At 40.6% G+C, this 18,926-nt stretch carries 17 protein-coding genes; 13 read left to right on the forward strand and 4 right to left on the reverse strand.

What is annotated here, in order from left to right; translation table 11 throughout:
* The first annotated feature begins 63 nt into the window (after positions 1 to 63).
* From AB5Z52_RS02015 to AB5Z52_RS02040, 6 genes are all read left to right on the forward strand, one after another.
* Positions 64 to 1,779, forward strand: a complete 1,716-nt coding sequence (locus tag AB5Z52_RS02015) for an ABC transporter ATP-binding protein (protein ID WP_288551412.1) — start codon at positions 64 to 66, stop codon at positions 1,777 to 1,779.
* Positions 1,780 to 2,456: 677 nt separating this feature from the next.
* Positions 2,457 to 2,855: a transcriptional regulator SpxA gene (gene spxA, locus AB5Z52_RS02020; RefSeq protein WP_003127030.1), complete on the forward strand. Its 399-nt coding sequence runs from the start codon at positions 2,457 to 2,459 to the stop codon at positions 2,853 to 2,855.
* Between the two features lie 154 nt (positions 2,856 to 3,009).
* A complete protein-coding gene (locus AB5Z52_RS02025) occupies positions 3,010 to 3,660 on the forward strand; it encodes an adaptor protein MecA (protein ID WP_003127031.1) in 651 nt (216 codons plus the stop codon).
* Between the two features lie 82 nt (positions 3,661 to 3,742).
* Entirely contained in the window at positions 3,743 to 4,738 is a 996-nt protein-coding gene (locus AB5Z52_RS02030) for a competence protein CoiA (protein WP_003127032.1), read from the forward strand.
* Positions 4,739 to 4,804: 66 nt separating this feature from the next.
* Positions 4,805 to 6,622, forward strand: coding sequence for an oligoendopeptidase F (gene pepF, locus AB5Z52_RS02035; protein WP_288551411.1), 1,818 nt, complete (start codon positions 4,805 to 4,807; stop codon positions 6,620 to 6,622).
* A 249-nt stretch (positions 6,623 to 6,871) separates the two neighbouring features.
* Complete coding sequence (locus AB5Z52_RS02040; RefSeq protein WP_288551410.1) at positions 6,872 to 7,057, forward strand: hypothetical protein; 186 nt, start codon at positions 6,872 to 6,874, stop codon at positions 7,055 to 7,057.
* 104 nt (positions 7,058 to 7,161) lie between these two features.
* Here AB5Z52_RS02040 and AB5Z52_RS02045 read toward each other — a convergent pair whose 3' ends face one another.
* Both AB5Z52_RS02045 and AB5Z52_RS02050 read right to left on the reverse strand, forming a co-directional pair.
* A complete protein-coding gene (locus AB5Z52_RS02045) occupies positions 7,162 to 7,818 on the reverse strand; it encodes a DsbA family protein (protein WP_003127036.1) in 657 nt (218 codons plus the stop codon).
* An 88-nt stretch (positions 7,819 to 7,906) separates the two neighbouring features.
* Positions 7,907 to 8,500 (reverse strand): CYTH domain-containing protein, encoded by a 594-nt coding sequence (locus tag AB5Z52_RS02050; protein WP_003127037.1) that lies wholly within the window; start codon positions 8,498 to 8,500, stop codon positions 7,907 to 7,909.
* Positions 8,501 to 8,695: 195 nt separating this feature from the next.
* Here AB5Z52_RS02050 and AB5Z52_RS02055 point away from each other — a divergent pair, with 195 nt between their 5' ends.
* From AB5Z52_RS02055 to mgtE, 4 genes are read left to right on the forward strand one after another with little or no spacing between them, the layout of a single operon-like run.
* The gene (locus AB5Z52_RS02055; RefSeq protein ID WP_003127038.1) at positions 8,696 to 9,349 is read left to right on the forward strand and encodes a GTP pyrophosphokinase family protein; all 654 of its coding nucleotides are present in this window, start codon (positions 8,696 to 8,698) and stop codon (positions 9,347 to 9,349) included.
* Between the two features lie 5 nt (positions 9,350 to 9,354).
* Complete coding sequence (locus tag AB5Z52_RS02060; protein ID WP_029486937.1) at positions 9,355 to 10,152, forward strand: NAD kinase; 798 nt, start codon at positions 9,355 to 9,357, stop codon at positions 10,150 to 10,152.
* Positions 10,153 to 10,157: 5 nt separating this feature from the next.
* Positions 10,158 to 11,057, forward strand: coding sequence for an RluA family pseudouridine synthase (locus AB5Z52_RS02065; RefSeq protein ID WP_003127040.1), 900 nt, complete (start codon positions 10,158 to 10,160; stop codon positions 11,055 to 11,057).
* 14 nt (positions 11,058 to 11,071) lie between these two features.
* The gene (gene mgtE / locus AB5Z52_RS02070) at positions 11,072 to 12,436 is read left to right on the forward strand and encodes a magnesium transporter (protein ID WP_003127041.1); all 1,365 of its coding nucleotides are present in this window, start codon (positions 11,072 to 11,074) and stop codon (positions 12,434 to 12,436) included.
* Between the two features lie 124 nt (positions 12,437 to 12,560).
* On the opposite strand, the gene AB5Z52_RS02075 is transcribed toward mgtE, so the two are convergent.
* A complete protein-coding gene (locus AB5Z52_RS02075) occupies positions 12,561 to 13,397 on the reverse strand; it encodes an AraC family transcriptional regulator (protein WP_003127042.1) in 837 nt (278 codons plus the stop codon).
* Between the two features lie 141 nt (positions 13,398 to 13,538).
* On the opposite strand from AB5Z52_RS02075, the gene AB5Z52_RS02080 reads away from it, so the two are divergent.
* Both AB5Z52_RS02080 and AB5Z52_RS02085 read left to right on the forward strand, forming a co-directional pair.
* On the forward strand, positions 13,539 to 15,290 hold the full coding sequence (locus tag AB5Z52_RS02080; protein ID WP_003127043.1) for an ABC transporter ATP-binding protein: 1,752 nt from the start codon (positions 13,539 to 13,541) through the stop codon (positions 15,288 to 15,290).
* The gene (locus tag AB5Z52_RS02085) at positions 15,277 to 17,058 is read left to right on the forward strand and encodes an ABC transporter ATP-binding protein (protein WP_159151175.1); all 1,782 of its coding nucleotides are present in this window, start codon (positions 15,277 to 15,279) and stop codon (positions 17,056 to 17,058) included. Before AB5Z52_RS02080 ends, AB5Z52_RS02085 begins: the two co-directional genes overlap by 14 nt.
* A gap of 61 nt (positions 17,059 to 17,119) precedes the next feature.
* Here AB5Z52_RS02085 and AB5Z52_RS02090 read toward each other — a convergent pair whose 3' ends face one another.
* The gene (locus AB5Z52_RS02090) at positions 17,120 to 17,764 is read right to left on the reverse strand and encodes a copper homeostasis protein CutC (protein WP_003127045.1); all 645 of its coding nucleotides are present in this window, start codon (positions 17,762 to 17,764) and stop codon (positions 17,120 to 17,122) included.
* Between the two features lie 88 nt (positions 17,765 to 17,852).
* Here AB5Z52_RS02090 and AB5Z52_RS02095 point away from each other — a divergent pair, with 88 nt between their 5' ends.
* Positions 17,853 to 18,695, forward strand: coding sequence for a methyltransferase domain-containing protein (locus AB5Z52_RS02095; protein WP_003127046.1), 843 nt, complete (start codon positions 17,853 to 17,855; stop codon positions 18,693 to 18,695).
* Positions 18,696 to 18,926: the final 231 nt, after the last annotated feature.

Here is an 18,926-nt window from a genome sequence, read left to right on the forward strand (position 1 = left end):
TCTCATTTTGCTTTTCCAGAAAGACTTGCTTATAATGTAGATTAATGAAAAGGAGGAGGACGTGTGTTAAAAAGGTTTTTTAGCTATTATCGGCCATACCGGTCATTGTTTGTCTTAGATTTTACTTGTGCTGTCTTTGCAGGGCTGCTTGAATTGGTTTTTCCAGTTGCCGTGAATCAAGTGATCGACAAGATTATGCCGCAGAACAATTTTCGGCTGATTTTGCTCGCTTGTTTGGGGCTATTTTTATTTTATCTGGTCAATACGATCTTGCAATATATCGTGGTCTTTTATGGCCATAAATTGGGTGTCAATATCGAGACAGATATGCGTCAAGAATTATTCCGACACTTACAGACACAGTCTTTTGAATATTATGACAATCAAAAAACTGGACGTTTGATCAGTCGGCTAACGACTGACTTGTTTGAAATATCAGAAGTTGCTCACCACGGTCCCGAGGACGTCTTTATTACGATCATGACATTGATCGGTTCATTCTTGCTGATGCTCAATATGCATGTTCAACTTGCACTTGCTACTTTTGCACTGATTCCATTGATTACGATTGCACTGGTTTTCTTCAATAAGAAAATGACGAAAGTCAATACAGAGATCTATGACAATCTAGGTGAATTCAATGCTGGGGTAGAAGCAGCAGTCAGCGGCATTCGCGTGACTCAGTCTTTTGCCAATGAGACGTTTGAACATCAACGATTTGACGGTCTGAGCGGCCTTTATCGTCGTTCAAAAATCGTCTTTTATAAAGTGATGGCAATCAGTTCTGCCTATAATTACTTTCTGATTCGACTGATCAATTTGTTTGCCTTGATTTTTGGGGCCTATTACGTGATCAAAGGGGAATTGACGAATGGACAGTTTGTTGGATTTATCTTGTTATCCAATGTCTTTGTTCGGCCAATCGAAAAGGTCAATACCATGATTGAAAGCTATCCGAAAGGATTTGCTGGCTTCAAACGCCTGACAGAAGAGCTGGACAAGAGACCGGCGATTCAAGATAAGCCAAATGCCATCGATGTACACGCACTAAAAGGCGATATCGTTTATCAAGATGTTTCCTTTGCTTATGCAGATGTGACGAAGGTATTGAACCATATTGATCTAACGATTCAATCCGGCGAGACTGTCGCTTTTGTGGGACAAAGCGGTTCTGGAAAAACAACGCTTTGCAATTTACTGCCGCGGTTTTATGAAGTAACTGAGGGTCAGATCACGATTGACGGAATCAATATCCAAGACATGACGCTTGCCTCACTACGGGGCCAGATCGGAACTGTTCAGCAAGATGTTTTCTTGTTCCCGGGAACGATTCGAGAAAACATTGCTTATGGGAAATTGGATGCGTCAGAAGAAGAAATTGCTCAAGCCGTGAAACTCGCTCATTTAGAACAAGTAATCGACCAAATGCCTGAAGGATTGGAAACAGTCATTGGAGAACGCGGGGTCAAACTTTCTGGTGGTCAAAAGCAACGGGTAGCGATTGCCCGAATGTTTCTAAAAAATCCGCCAATCTTGATCTTAGATGAAGCGACCTCTGCGTTGGATACAGAAACAGAACAAGTGATTCAAGAATCATTGAACTCATTAGCTGATGGACGGACAACATTGATTATTGCCCATCGTTTGGCTACCATCAAACATGCGACAAGGATCATTGTTGTCAGCGATAAAGGGATCTTGGAAGAAGGAACCCACGAGCAACTGTTAGCAACAGGGGGACATTACAAAGCATTATATGATGCCCAGTTCAAAAATTAGACGAAAAAAGCGACTTCGATCGCTTTTTTCGTTTATATGCAAATAAACATATTCAGTGGATATCGCTGATTTCTTCAAAGAGATTTGTTAGGATTTACTTATCAAACGCTTTCTTTGTTTGTAACATTTGTCATATTCGTTGCCGATGAAATGATTTTTCACTCATAATGAGCAACTAATGACTTGGAATAGAATACGTGATAATACAGATTTTCGTTTCTTTGAAATCTTTTAATAACAAGTTCTTTTCTCTGTTTGTAAGTTTTTAACGAGTTTTAGGTGTAAAAAAAGATTGGTAAAGACCAATGAAAGAGTACTAGTATTATAGAAAGAAACTTGTATAGAGGAGTCAGATATTATCGAATATTTTATCAAAATTAAAAAACGATAGAATTAAATCACTAGAGTGATTTAAATAAATCTATGGTTCATGATACAATTTTGACACACTGTTATACAAAAGAAATGAAATTAAAAAAAAATTTGATTTTTCTCATTTAAATTGATGTAAAGTTTGTGAAAGCTTTTGTTTGAGAGGTTTCTCTTTTAATATAACTTGAGAGTTTTATTAAAAAATACAAAATTTACACTAGATTTTTTTTAAATAGTTCTGTATAATTAAAATCAAGCAAGACAACAGAACTTGCGAATGGAATTTAAAAAAGGAGAGATGCACGTTGTTGACACTATATACTTCCCCAAGTTGCACATCTTGTCGCAAAGCTCGTGCGTGGTTGCAAGAGCATGAGATTCCTTTTGTTGAAAGAAATATTTTCTCAGAACCTTTAAATATTTCTGAATTAAAAGCAATCTTACAAATGACAGAAGATGGTACAGAAGAAATTATCTCTACAAGATCCAAAGTTTTTCAAAAATTGAACATGGATCTTGATGACCTGCCGCTAAAAGATTTATTGACACTTGTACAAGAGAACCCAGGATTATTGCGTCGTCCGATCATGATTGATGAAAAACGACTCCAAGTTGGTTTTAATGAAGATGAAATCCGTCGTTTCTTGCCAAGAGATGTTCGTCAACTAGAACTACGTCAAGCACAATTGATGGCAGGCTTATAAAAATCAAATAGTTATGAGATCAGTGAATGAAAAGCTGATCTCTTTTTTTGCCATTTTAGGATTTTCTTAAGAGGATATGCGTTTTCTCTTTACTTTTCAACAGGTTTCGTTAAAATGAACCTATAGTGATTAGCAAAAGTGAGGTGTAGCTAATATGGAAATGGAACATATCAATGAAAATACGATCCGTGTACTGATCAAGAGCGAAGATTTAGCTGCTAGGGGCATCACTTTTCTTGACCTTCTTGGAAATCACAATGAGATTGAAAACTTTTTTTATAGCATATTAGAAGAAGTAGATATTGATGAAGAATTTAAAGGCAGTGAAGCGGTGACCTTCCAAGTCTTACCTAAAGGGGATGGCTTAGAATTGTTTATCAGCAAAAATCTACCGCCTGAAGGAATGGAAAACTTTGATGATATGAGCGATGGTTCAACTGAGGACATTACGGATATGTTGAAGAAGCATGTCGCGTCACAATTACAAGAGACAGAGTCCCAGCCGGAGTTAGGCAATCGTTTTATTTTTGAATTGAACAGCTTTGAAGCAATGGTTCAATTAGCGTCCGAAGTGTATTTGGATTCAGTGACCACGAATCTTTATCAAATGAATGACCGTTACTATCTAGAAGTCCAATTTATGGATAACGATACGACAGACATCGAAGTTGAGAATGCACTGGCTTATTTAATGGAATTTGCTAACCGGACACAAGTCACTTCAGAGGTTTTGGCAGAGTATGGAAAAATCATTATGGAGCATGACGCATTGGAATTGACCCGTTACTACTTCAAAAATGTCTAATGTTCACTTATAATCGTAAAAGCGAGAAAATGGCTACAATCATTTTCTCGCTTTTTTGCGTATTTCTTTTTGAGGTGAGAAGATGATTATTGCGTATGACAACCAGCAGCAGCGGATCAAAGCTGATCAGGCGAAGAAAGATTCAGAACCCTTTTATTGTCCAGGATGTCATGGACCGGTGCACTTAAGGAAAGGCCTCCTGAAACGCCATCATTTCGCTCATTATGCTGCGGCTAACTGCGAAGTGTTTAGTGAAGGAGAGACGGAGGAACATTTGTCAGCAAAGGAGCTCCTCTACGAATGGCTAACAGATGAAACGATCGAAATAGAAGCTTACTTGCCGGATTTGCAGCAGCGACCGGATCTTCTTGTGGGCAAAACAGCGATTGAAGTACAGTGTTCGGCTTTGTCTTGGAGGCGCTTTGTCCAACGAACAGAGAAGTATCTTGCCTATAACTATTCTCCTTGGTGGCTTCTAGGCAAACATCTACAGCCGCAACTCCACCATCGATGGACCGTTTTGCAAAAGGCCTGTTGCCGTTTTGCGGAGCAACCGGGGTTTTATTTGTGGATCATAGATACACAAGAGCAACGCGTTGGTCTCATATACGAGATCAATTGGCATTATAAGTGGGGTGTTTCTTTTCGTAGACGTTATTTTCGGAAAGGAGAACCTATCGGCTGCTGCCCATCGCTAAACAATTATTCTAGAAAGTCCTGTCGAACATACCATCAAAGGTGGCAGCCGGAAGCTTACCGAGTCTGGTTATTACACAAGCTGATGCAACAGCAAAAACAGATCCTCAGTCTTCAAGCACTCCTTTACCCTCTCGGAGGACATATCGGCAATCTGCCGCATTGGTGCTATCATCCCAGTGATTATGGTTTTTTGTTGGAACATCGAATTTTAGTCCTGCGTTTTTTATTTCATCAAAATGCAAATCGAAATTTTTCTCACTGGCTGAATCAGTTGCGCAAAATGAATTGGAACTGGTTGTTTCCTATGATTGATCAAGGGCAACTATTGAAACGTATTTATCAAGAATGTTCTGATTTCCAGAAAATTCAACCTTTTTGATTCTCTTAGCTCGGTTCCCACCAAAAGTATGTTAAGATTATTTTAGTATGTAAAGGAGTGAAGAATATGTCAGAAACAAAACAATTACCAGATCGTGCGGATCTACCGGAAGCATTAACATGGGACCTTACAAAGATCTATGCCGATGATGGGGCATTTGAAGAAGCGTTCCAAGAGATCGTGGCTGAGTTGAAGCAGGCTGATGATTTCAAAGGGACATTATCACAAGGACCAGCAGCTTTCAAGGAAGCATTAGAATATGTGTTAGCGATCTCCCGTAAACTGGAAAAACTCTATGTATACAGTCATCTGAAAAATGATCAAGATACAGCCAACACAACCTATCAAGGGCTTTATGCAAAAGCCAGCAACCTTGTTGCTCAAGTAAGTGAGGCGATTGCCTGGTTTGATCCTGAATTGCTTTCAATGGATGATGCAACTATTTGGGGTTATTTCGACCAAGAGCCGGAATTGGCCATTTACCGCCATCTTATTGAAAAAACTGTCAATAACCGTCCCCATGTTTTGCCGGCTGAACAAGAAGCTTTACTAGCAGGTGCAGGAGAAATATTCGGCGCTTCTGGAAATATTTTTTCAGTATTAAACAATGCCGATTTAGAATTTCCGATCGTTGAAGACGAGAATGGAGAGAAAGTTCAATTATCTCATGGTGTTTATGGTCAATTGATGGAAAATACCGACCGTTCCGTACGGGAAGCTGCCTTTAAAGGGTTGTATGGTGTCTATGAGCAGTTCCGTAATACATTTGCCCAAACATTAAGTACCAATATCAAAGCCCATAACTTTAAAGCTAAAGCACGCCACTATGAGTCTGCTCGACAAGCTGCATTAAGTGCCAACCACATCCCGGAAAGTGTCTATGACACCTTGGTAGCTGTCGTGAATGAACATTTGCCGCTGCTGCATCGTTACATGGAGTTAAGAAAACGCTTATTGGCTGTTGATACTTTGCATATGTATGATGTCTATACACCAATTCTAGGGGAAGCTCCGATTCGCTATAGCTATGAAGAAGCTGTCGCAAAAGCCAAAGATGCTTTAAAACCTCTAGGTGAAGAATATTTAGCCGTGGTAAACGAAGCGTTTGAAAATCGCTGGATCGATGTTGTCGAAAATAAAGGCAAACGCAGTGGCGCCTATTCATCTGGCGCGTACGACACATTACCCTATATTTTGATGAACTGGAATGATCGTTTGGATCAATTGTTCACATTGGTGCATGAGATGGGTCACAGTGTTCACAGTTATTTTACTCGCAACAATCAACCTTATGTTTATGGCGATTATTCTATTTTCTTGGCGGAAATTGCTTCAACAACTAACGAGAACATCTTGACAGAATACATGTTGCAAACTGAAACTGATCCTCGCGTAAAAGCCTATGTCTTGAATCATTTTCTGGATGGATTTAAAGGAACGATTTTCCGTCAGACACAATTTGCTGAGTTTGAACACTTTATGCACGTAGAAGATGCCAAAGGAACGCCATTGACTAGTGAATTTTTGAGTGACAGCTATGGTGAGCTGAATGCTAAATACTACGGTCCTTCTGTAGAAAAAGATCCTGAGATCAGTCTAGAGTGGTCACGTATCCCGCATTTTTACTACAATTACTATGTCTATCAATACGCAACAGGCTTTTCGGCAGCTTCTGCACTAGCTAAGAAAATTTTAACAGGAGAGCCTGATGCCTTAACGAAATATTTGACCTATCTAAAAGCAGGCAACAGCGATTATCCAATTGAAGTGATGAAAAAAGCTGGAGTTGATATGACTAAAGCAGATTATATCAAAGACGCGATGAAAGTCTTTGAACAACGGTTGGATGAATTGGAAGCATTAGTCAAGGAATTAGAAGTATAAGCAAGACTGTCTTAGCCACTGAAGGATCGTTGATCGATCGTCAGTGGCTTTTTTAAGCAACAGGTTGATTGCCTTATTTTGACGGTGACGCCTAGAAAAAAAGTAAGTATAGGAAGGATTTGCTTGTCAACAGAAACCTCAATTTAAACTTTAAAGTGAGAAAATCTTTTTTTATGAGTAAGCAAATTGCAAGAAGCAAAAGTATTTCCATGTTACGATAGAAATGAAAGAGGAAAGGGGGCCTTTGGAATGGACAAGGAAGAAATTTTTGCCCGTCGCTTGGATAATAGCAAGAAAAAACGGGAAGTTGTCACGAAAGAAGCTGTATCTGCCCACAAAGAGAAGCAGACCGAATTAGAGCAGACCGAATTGCCGGATCAAGACCCTACATATAAAAAAGATCCTTCAAAGAAAAATTCTGATAGGACTGAATAGAAAAAACATCCAAACGGTGGATCCACCCTTTGACGGTCTCTTATTAATAGGAGACCACCAAAACGAGGGTGACTCGATCAGCGTTTGGATGTTTTATTGATTGTTTAAAGCAAGACAAGTCGTCGATTCAACGAGTCGATACGAGGAACATCAGCATCCCTGATATCTTTCTTTTGATAGAATAAACGATAGTTTTCCTGATCTGTTCGGCAAAGGTGTGGAATATTTCTAAGAGCTTCCATTCCTTCTAATAAGACACCATAATCTCGTTCACAACCGAAATTATACACTACAGCCGAAGGAGACATCGTAATGCCCATTTCGCGAGCAACACTTTGGTCGGATGCGAAATTCTGCTTGATCAAATCAGACTTGCGATCTTCTAAAAACATGTCAAGATCGCCGTTTGTTTCAGCGAAAATCTGTTTGACTAATTCGAAGGAATAAGGTTCTTTATTTACGCCTACTTGACATTGAAGTTTAAGTAAAAAGTCGCGGGCGATTTTTCGACCTTGAAGCTGAGCTGCTTTGTAGTCCAATGAAGCCTGATAGATTTGACTGGTTTGTTGATTACGCAATCCTAGATCGGATCGATCCATTGAAAGGTAATCCATTGAAATCCCCACAGTGTGTAAATTCATGATTGGTAATATATGCAATTGTATTTTTTTTCTTTGATCACTCAGTGCGTCCAACAAGGTCAACTCGGATTGATAACAAATTGGACCTATCGGATTCACAAACAAATAAATCTCGATCATCTGAATCTCTCCCCAATTAAGATTCTTTTTCTTTTGTATATATTAAATATAACAGAAATTATTATAAATGAGAAATGCCTAATGAGAACTATTCATACTCTTTTTTTGACAACTTCTCTTCTAAGGCACGAATAATTTTATTTTTTGCTGGACGATAACTGATATGCAGGCGATCAAGCAAAGACAAAAATGCTCGTTTTCCTGAAGAAGCCTCTGAGACTTCCAGTTCGAGCTCATAGTCATGGGATTGGCCATACCAGCTTTCATCTAAAGCAAGTAAACCTTCTGTTACGCTGAATTCTGCTCGACGAGTCGTCAACTCAGCAAAAGGTTTCACAGCTGCCGGATCAATTTGCTCTTGGATCAAGCGATCGGCAACCGCACCGGTAAATAGGATTCTTTGATTCTCACGCAAATCAGCTGCTTCATCTAACGAAAGGATATCGGTCGTTTCCAATAACCCTTCTTTAAGAGGTGATTTAAGCGTTAATTCTGCTTTATCTTCCGTCGTCCGAATCCGCAAACCAAACTTTTTTTGTTTTAATTGATGATCCAATGTATCAAAATAAAGATTTGTTTGGGTATGAAAGGCGGAGCGATCAAGCTGATAGAAGGCAAAGACTCTCTGATATTCTTCACGAGTCAACAATGTTTTAAATTCGATTTCTACTTGATGTGTCATTGTTTTCCTCTTTCCTTACAGTCCATCAAGTTTACATAACGACGGGCAATATGTCAAATGAAAACCCTTGGAAGAGTTGAAGCAAAAAAGAGCTCTGTTATTTTTCTTGCAGGTGGCACCGATTGAACATTCTGTTTTCCTTTAAGATTGTGGTAAAATAGAACCGTATGTTATGAAAAGAATCGAGGGATAGAAATGATTCGAGATTGGGAAGATTTTTTGGCACCATATGAACAAGCCGTCTCAGAACTAAAAGTAAAGTTGCGGGGAATCCGCAAACAATATCGAGAACAAAATAAACACGTGCCGATCGAATTTGTCACGGGTCGTGTAAAACCAGTCGATAGTATTTTAACTAAAAGCAAATTGCGGGGAATCCCTTTGGATCGTTTAGAAGAAGAAATGTCAGATATTGCCGGCTTGAGGATCATGTGTCAGTTTGTTGAAGACATCCATCAAGTAGTTGATCTTTTGCGCACCCGACATGATATGAAGGTAATTATTGAAAGAGATTATATTACAAATAAAAAAGCGAGCGGTTATCGTTCCTATCATTTAGTGATCGAGTATCCTGTCCAATTGATCGATGGTGAAAAGATCATTTTAGCAGAGATCCAGATTCGTACATTAGCGATGAACTTCTGGGCAACGATCGAGCATTCACTGAATTATAAATATCAAGGAGAATTTCCAGATGAAATCAGCGAGCGCCTGCGTCGGTCTGCAGAAGCTGCCTACCAATTAGATGAGGAGATGTCGAATATTCGCGAAGAAATCCAAGAAGCGCAACGGCTGTTTTCACATGGGAAAGGCAATCATAAGGAACAGCGGCAGGGGGATGAAGTATGACAGGGATCAAAGTAGCAATTATCAACAATCAAGAAGAAAAGTCGATGCTTGTCACAAAGCGATTAACAGAATTGTTGGCCCAGTCTGACAATACGATTGACCAAGAGAACCCAGAATTGGTTATTTCAGTGGGCGGAGACGGGACACTGTTGTCTGCGTTTCACTTGTTCAGTCATCGCTTAGCAGAGGTTCGTTTTTTGGGGGTCCATACAGGACATCTTGGGTTTTATACCGACTGGCGAGACTATGAATTGGAAGAATTGGTCGATACGTTGTGCAATGATCGTCAAAAGAGTGTGAGCTATCCTTTGCTTGATGTCCGCATCACTTATACCAATGGGAAATCAGACAAACATTTTCTTGCATTGAATGAATCAACGATCAAGCGGGGAAATCGGACAATGGTAGCTGATATTTCAATCAAAGAAGATCTTTTTGAGAAATTTCGTGGAGATGGCTTATCGATTTCGACACCTACAGGCTCAACAGCTTATAACAAAAGCGTGGGAGGGGCAGTATTGCATCCAAGTATCAATGCTTTTCAACTAGCAGAAATCGCTTCTTTAAACAATCGTGTTTTCCGAACGTTAGGGTCACCGATCATTGTCGGAGATCATGAGTGGGTCAAAGTCAAACTACAAGCTAGTACGGACTATCTAGTGACCATTGATCAATTTACGATTGAACAGGAAGAAATCGATGCGATTTATTATCGTATTGCAGACGAACGGATCCACTTTGCCTCCTATCGGCATATGCACTTTTGGAACCGTGTCAAAGATGCGTTTATTGGAGAAATTTAACAGTTATGGAATTTACTTATCATTATGAGCGGCAAGAGCCGCAACAGTTAAAATACTTTTTGAAAGAGCAAGGGATTTCTAAAGGATTGTTGGCAAAAATCAAGTTTCAAGGAGGCAAGATTTTTGTTAATGACCAAAGACAAAATGTCTTGTATTCTTTGGTGCAAAATGATACGGTAACCATTGTGATCCCAGACGAAGGTGAACATGAAACGGTCTTATTAGATGAGACGCCAATCGAGATCGTTTATGAAGACCAGCATCTTTTGATTGTAAACAAACCAGCAGGCATTGCCTCGATCCCGGCTCAATATCATCCTAATGGGACGATGGCTAATCGTGTCAAAGCTTATTATAAACAGCAAGGTTATCAAGATCAGGTCATTCATGTGGTCACTCGCTTAGATCGGGATACATCTGGATTGATGTTGTTTGCCAAGCATGGCTTTGCCCATGCGAAGTTAGATGTTCAGCTGCGGCAAAAGCAATTGATAAAAAAATATCAAGCAATCGTTGCGGGACAGATTCAAGAATTGGCTTCTCACGGAGAAATCACTTATCCGATTGCACGAGATCTCAGTTCATTATTAAAACGAAAAACAAGTTTGGAAGGGAAATCCGCACGTACGGAATATTGGTTGACGAAAAAGGATCAGCAAGTTGCTGTGGTTACGATTCTTCTTCATACCGGTCGTACCCATCAGATTCGCGTTCATTTTGCTGCCATCCATTGTCCATTACTGGGAGATGAACTTTATGGCGGTGCGATGGATCTTGGCATTGATCGTCAGGCCCTTCATTGTTGCGAATTGGCTTTTACCCATCCTTTCAGCGGCAAATCGCTGCATTTTAAAGCAGACTTGCCGGCAGATATGGCATCAATCAAACAAGCAATGAGTGAATAAAAGAGGTGAAGAGATTGGATGAAAATCAAGAACTTAATGAGCGCTTTGAGCAGCTAACTCAGGCGTTGAATGAAACAGATATCCAAAAATTTCGTGAAGTGTTTTTGGATCTGCATATTTATGAGCAGGGACAATTCTACCAATCTCTCGATGAGTCGCAGCGCCAAATCGTTTATACGTACCTTTCACCCAAAGAGTTGGCGGATATGTTTGACGTGATCGAAGAAGATGATGAACATATGACAGAGTATCTTTCGGAAATGCGTCCCGGCTATGCGGCTGACATGCTAGCAGAGATGTATACCGACAATGCCGTCGATCTTCTGAATACGTTAGATAAGAAGCAAGTAGCAAAATATTTGAGTTTGATGCCGGCAGAAGATGCTAGTGAAATCAAAGAGCTCCTGCATTATGAAGATGAGACAGCTGGTTCATTGATGACGACAGAGTTTGTTTCGATCGTGGCCAATCAAACGGTACGATCCGCAATGTATGTCCTAAAAAATGCAGCAGATGTCGCCGAAACGATTTACTATATTTATGTCGTCGATACGGACAACAAACTGGTCGGAGTAATCTCTTTGCGGGATTTGATCATCAATGATGAGGATACGATGATTGCAGATATTTTGAATGAACGGGTCATGTCCGTGCATGTGGGGGATGATCAGGAAGATGTAGCTCAGACATTTCGGGATTATGACTTTCTAGCTTTGCCAGTTACAGATTACGATGACCATTTATTAGGGATCGTAACTGTCGATGACATCATTGACGTAATCGATGATGAAGCTGCCAGTGACTATTCCGGATTAGCCGGGGTCAACGTGGAAGAAGTCAGTGAAAATCCCCTCAAAGCCTCTTCACGACGCTTGCCATGGCTGATCACATTGCTTTTCTTGGGGATGGCAACAGCAAGCTTGATCAGTCATTATGAAGAGCTTGTAAGTGAAGCAAGTATTTTAGCCGTTTTTATTTCATTGATCACTGGTACAGCAGGAAATGCCGGTACGCAATCTTTAGCGGTTGCGGTCCGCCGTTTGGCCATCTCAGATGATAAAGAAAAAAGCTTTATGCGAACGGTGATCGGTGAAGTCCTCACAGGGTTAGTGACTGGTGCTGTCACCGGTTTAACGATTTTTGCGATCGTGGCTGTCTGGAAACAAAACCCGATCTTAGGTTTTGTTATTGGAATGGCGATGATGTGTGCCATTACGGTAGCGAATCTCGCAGGAAGTCTGATTCCAATGTTAATGGATAAATTAGGCTTTGATCCAGCCGTTGCCAGTGGTCCATTCATTACGACACTTAGTGATTTGACTAGTGTCTTGATTTATTTCAACATTGCTAGCTTATTTATGAACTATTTTATTCGTTGAAAAAACTAGGTATTCCTTTCAATCAAAGTAGATCCATTCATCAAAAGCGAAGCGCCTCTTTTCTATAAGAGACGCCTCGCTTTTTTGTCTTATTCGTATCGATGATGGGACCATGATGGTAAATTTATTTTTGCAACTTGGGAATGACTGACGAAGGAGAAACGCCAAAAAGTTTTTTAAAAGACTTGCTAAAGTGATACGCGTCTTGATAACCAACAGCAGAAGCGACTTCTTTGATCGTGAGTTTCTCGTTTGTCAGCATATCTCTCGCACGTTTTAGCCGGATCTCGATTAAATAATTGATTGGGCTGACTCCAGTAGCCTCTTTAAAAACTTTTGAAAGATAGGTTGGACTGAGAAACTGATCTTGTGCGAGCTTTTCTAAAGTGATTTCTTCTTTATAGTGGTTCTCTAAAAAGTAGATGGTGTAGTTAACGATTTGTTGGTGGCGGCGTTGGCTTTTCGTGAGATAGGGAACCACATTCAGACGTTTGTCGTTTAAGCCTCTTAATATATAGACCAGCATCTCGATGATCAATGCTTTTTGCATTAATTGGAATTCATCTTGCTCCTCATTACTCTCCCGAACGAGCTGCCACGCTTTATCTAAAACTTGGTGGTGGTATTTTCCTAAATCCAGTAACGGTTGCTTGTTGGGGAAAAAGTTGCGTTTGAATCCTTCTAAAGAAATATTCTTTAAGCCAATATGCAGTTGGTGGGAACAAGTCCCTGACTCCTGAAACTCACAATGATTGACACCAGGGTTAAACAACATGATACTGCCTGCCTTGATTTTAGTAGCTGGCGCCTCTTCAAAATAATAATTGCTTTCTCCTTCTAAAACGATACTGATTTCCAAGAAATCATGGTGATGCATTTCTCCATGACTTTCAGACTGTGTCCAAGGATCAAACAAGTAGATAATTTCGGGATTAAAGGTTCTGGGATTTACTAGATTCATTCATTTATCACTCCAATGGTGTCAGAACCTGGTAATTTCAGGTCGACGGCTTCTTAGTAATATTTTACATCAAAATGAGTAAGAAAAACCATTTTAATCGCCTAGTAAATCGCTAAGCTTAACAACGAGAGGGGGAATTAGATGAGTAACACACAATGGATCTGGCGATATGCGAAAAAAAATCGTGGCCGAATCATTTTAGCAATCCTGTTTTTACTTATTAATGCTGCGTTGATCGTCGTCAATCCATATCTAGGGGGAATGGTGATCGATGATGTGATCAATCAGCAGCAAACGCACTTATTGATTCCATTATTACTGATTATGATCGCAACGACAGTGATCCGAACCATTGTCCGCTATGCGTATCAACTATTATTTGAACGAGTTGGACAAAACACGCTCTATCATTTACGAGAAGATTTGTATCACAAACTGCAAGAACTGGATTTTGACTTCTTTAATCATACGCGAGTTGGGGATATTATGGCGCGTATGACAGGGGATACCGATGCTATTCGACACTTTGTTTCTTGGGTGACCTATAATATAGCCGAATGTTTTTTGTGGTTTTTCTCAGCCGTAGTGGTCATGAGTTTTATTGACTGGAAATTGATGCTTGCTTTAGTCGCTGTGACGCCAATCATCTTTCTATTAACGAATCAAATGTCAAAAAAAGCTCATCCATTGTTCTTTGAGATTCGGGAAAGCTTTTCTCGGTTGAATTCGATGGTAGAAGAAAATATTGGTGGTAATCGCGTCGTCAAAGCATTTGCCAGAGAAAATTATGAGATCGACAAGTTTAAAGCGTACAACCAAGATTTCAAGACCCGCAACATGGCTTCTGCCGAAGTATCCCGAACCTATTTGCCTTGGTTGGATGGATTAGCCGGAAGTTTGAATGTCATTGCTTTGGTCTTAGGAGGAATCTTTGTGATCAATGGAGACATGACATTAGGTGATCTAGTGGCATTCAACGGGTACCTATGGATGTTGAATAACCCGATGCGAATGAGTGGCTGGCTGATCAATGATGTTCAACGTTTTTCTGCCGCCTGTATCAAGATTCGTCAAATGCTCGCACAAGAGTCGAAAATTCCTGTCCATGAAAAGAAAGCCTTGGAACCAATCAAAGGCTTTGTGGAATTTAAACATGTTTCCTTTCATTTTTCCGATGATCCGGATCAAAATGTTTTGGAAGATGTTAGCTTTAAAATCGGACCTGGGCAAACGTTAGGGATTTTAGGTGAAACCGGCTCTGGTAAAACAACATTGGTCAATCTTGTAGGCCGGTTTTATGATCCTACTGAGGGTGAAGTGCTGATTGATGGCAAAAATGCGAAAGAATATCCGGTCCGCCAAATGCGGGAGAACATTTCAATGGTCATGCAAGATGTATTCTTGTTTTCTAACACGATCTCTGACAATATCGCTTTTGGAAATCCGTTGGCAGACGAAAACTTTATCCGGCAAATGGCGGTGGTAGCGGATGCCGACACCTTTATTTCCCGAATGCCTCAAGGTTATGAAACTATCGTCGGTGAGCGGGGAGTAGGCTTATCCGGTGGCCAAAAACAACGTATTTCATTGGCACGGGCTTTGGCGAAAGATCCATCGATCTTGATTCTTGATGATACCACTTCAGCGGTTGACATGGAGACAGAATCCAAGATCCAACAAGAGCTAACCAAACTAACTGGAGAAAAAACGACTTTCATCATTGCTCATCGGATCTCTTCTGTCCGTGAAGCAGATCAAATTCTGATGATGGAAAAAGGACGCGTGATCGAGCAGGGAACCCACGAAGAACTAGTTGCCAAAAAAGGCAGATACTTCGAGGTATACCAAAAACAATTGGGATTGACTGGAGGTGACGACAATGGCGCGCAATAAATTTGATGTGGATGAAGAACTGGAACAGGAGTTCAGTTGGAAAGACTTTAAACGATTGGCTCGCTATGTCGTCCCTTATAAAGCGAGTATCGGTAAAGTTCTCTTTACGATCATCTTAGCCAATTTGGCGGGAATGCTTGCTCCGGTATTTACAAAAATTGCGATCGATTCAGCTATTCCTGACCAGAATAAAATGCAGCTGTTTTTGATCGGTGCTGCGTTTGTTGTGACACTGCTGATCATTGGACTGTGCATGCGTTACCGGATTTATCATATTACGAATATTGGCCAAGACGTCTTGAAAGACATGCGTTACGATATCTTTGAACATTTACAGCGCTTGCCTTTTTCCTATTTTGATACGCGGCCTCATGGAAAGATTTTGATCCGTGTGGTCAACTATATCAATACACTGAGCGATCTATTAAGCAATGGACTGATCAATCTGATCTCCGATGTTTTCAATGTAGTGATCACACTGATTTTCATGTTAGTCATCGACGTCAAACTGACATTGTATTCATTGGCACTCTTACCGATCTTGTTCGTGATGGTCATGGTGATTAAAAATAAACAGCGCAAAGCTTATCAAGTTTTAAGCAACAAACAGTCGAATCTAAATGCGTATATTCACGAAAGTATCGCTGGTATCAAGATCACTCAATCCTTCGCCCGTGAAGAAGAAAATGCCCAAATTTTTGAAGAAGTCAGCAATGATTACCGTACATCTTGGATGAAAGCTGTCAGAGTCCAATTTTTGATGTGGCCAGGGGTGCAAAACATCTCTGTGATCACTACTTGTCTGATTTACTTTGTTGGTATTCGTCAAATCGGTGTTGATGTCAGTACTGGCACGTTGATTGCTTTTATTAGTTACATCAATAATTTTTGGAATCCAGTAATCAATATCGGAAATTTTTATAATTCACTGATCACGGCAACGGCGTACCTTGAACGGATCTTTGAGACGATGGATGAAGTACCGGATATTGAAGATAAAGCTGATGCGATAGAATTGCCGAGCATCAAAGGGGAAGTGGCTTTCGATCATGTGACTTTCCGTTACGAAGAAGGCAAAAATATCTTGTCTGATGTTAACTTCCAGATTCAGGCAGGAGAAAGTATTGCGTTAGTTGGTCCTACCGGCGCAGGTAAAACGACGATCATCAACTTGTTGAGTCGGTTTTATGATGTGAATGAAGGCAGTGTCAAAGTTGACGGTTATGACGTTCGGGATGTGACCTTGGAATCATTGCGCTCACAAATGGGTGTCATGCTGCAGGATACTTTTATTTTCTCGGGGACGATCATGGAAAATATTCGTTATGGAAATCTGGCAGCAACCGAAGAAGAAATCATCGAAGCTGCAAAAATCGTTCGAGCCCACGAGTTTATCAAGGAGTTGAAAGATGGTTACCACACAGTTGTTGAAGAGCGAGGAAGTACGTTATCCGCAGGGCAACGCCAGTTAATTTCCTTTGCCCGAGCATTACTGGCAGATCCAAAGATATTGATTCTAGACGAAGCAACTTCAAGTATTGATACAAAGACTGAAGAGCTGCTGCAAGAAGGGCTTTTAAAACTTCTGGAAGGCAGGACGTCCTTCATTATTGCCCATCGCCTGTCAACGATCAAAAATTCCGACTGTATTTTTTATGTCGCTGGGGGAAAAATTGCTGAATCGGGCAATCACGACCAGCTGATGGCCTTAAAAGGGCTCTATCATCACTTGTACCAATCACAGTACGATTTGTTGCAGGCGATATGATAAATGGTAGTAGGCTTTGCGCAAAAAAAGACATTCGTTTATCAGCGAATGTCTTTTTTGCTTAATGATCTGTCAAATCAACGATTTTCGTTCCGTGGAGTTCAGAGACACCAAGCTGATCGGCAATTGACTGGGCATTCTTGTATGAAATACCTGCACCTGGTAAAATAATCAAGCGGTCTCCTGCATAGTCGATCAATGCTTTTAACCGTTCTAAGTTCTCTTCGATAGCTGTTCCTGCTGGCCCGCCATGTGTGAGGATGCGGTGGACGCCGTGATCAGCAAGCCAATCAATGGCTTCAAATTGGCGAGATTCCGGAATGGCATCAAATGCCATGTGAAAAGTGATCTGTAATCCTTCAGCTGTATCAATCAGAAGTTCCAGTGCTTCCTCATCGAGCCAGCCGTTCGGTGTCAGACAGCCAAAGACCACACCATCAGTTCCTAATTTCTTGGCTTCGATCAAATCGGTGTGCATGATTTTTAACTCGATGTCATTATAAACAAAATCACCGCCTCTTGGTCGAATCATTGTCATGATCGGTACACTTTTTTCACCAGCGTAACTCAGTGCTTCTTCAATCACACCCGTGCTAGGTGTGGTCCCGCCGACAGCCAAATTGTCGCATAACTCGATCCGTTTTGCTCCTCGGCCGATCGCTAATGGGATCTTCGTATAATTTTCGGCACAAAATTCTTTTAACATCTGTTTCCCTCCGTTTTTCAGCTGTTATTCTATACTAGCATTTTACCATAAGTCTATGCTAAAGTAAGAAAGAGAAGAGGGATTTGATATGTTAAAAAAAATCGATCGTGGGCGACTTTTTCTTGAGGCCCATAGCGACTTATTTGAGTGTCCATTGTGTCATCAGCAGGTCTTTGCCAATGAGAGTGGACTGATTTGTCTGAATCGTCATCGTTTTGATCTTTCAAAAAAGGGTACTTTATTTTTTTTGGATCATCCTGTGAAAACGGAGTATGATCAAGGAATGTTTGTTCCTCGAAGTCGGATGATCCAAAGTGGGATGTATCGTCCAGTCTTAGAGGGCATCTCCCACCAGATTGAACAATCCGAAAACATTTTAGATATTGGTTGTGGGGAAGGCAGCTTTCTTGCCCAATTATTAGCCGGACAAGAAAAAACGGCAGTAGGATTTGACATTGCCAAGGAAGGCATCTATTTGGCAACCAATCATGCTGCTTCTGCCTTTTGGTGTGTCGCAGATCTCACGAATCTTCCTTTTGCCCCCGCTAGTTTTGATACGATTTTGAATTTATTTTCGCCTTCCAATTATCAGGAATTCGACCGCATCTTGAAGCCGGGCGGACAAGTGATCAAAGTTGTGCCAGCAGCAAGCTACCTTAAAGAGCTGCGGCAAGCTTTTTATCCAGATGATTCTGCAAAACAAGTCTATTCTAATGAACGTGTCGTTGATAAATTTTTTGCAAAATATCCGCAAGCGAGCCGAGAACGGATTTGTTATCCATTCTCAATCCCAGAAGACCGGCGACTGGACTTGTTGGCGATGTCGCCATTGGAGTGGGGTGCGTCAAAGGAGCAAATAGCAAAAGTTCGGGAAAACCCGTTACACGAAATAACAGTCGATATTGAGTTGTTAGTCGCGAAAGTTTCTTGAAAAATTTTTGAACTTTTTTGTTATTTACCCTTGCAATCATGTCATGGGAGTGATATATTGTTCTTAAGTCATTTTTCATTGGTTTTTATCAGGTTCCTGTTCTGATAAAAGTTAGTGAAAAGAGCTTCACTAACGTAACGACTCGCAGTGATTGACACCGAGTTGGTACGTTTTTTATATGAAAATAAACCAAAAAATGGCAAAAAAAGTCTCTCTTCGTTTATAATAAGG

This window comes from Enterococcus sp. RTP21361st1_A6_RTP21361_211029 (assembly GCF_040910045.1).
GTDB lineage: Bacteria > Bacillota > Bacilli > Lactobacillales > Enterococcaceae > Enterococcus_D > Enterococcus_D gallinarum.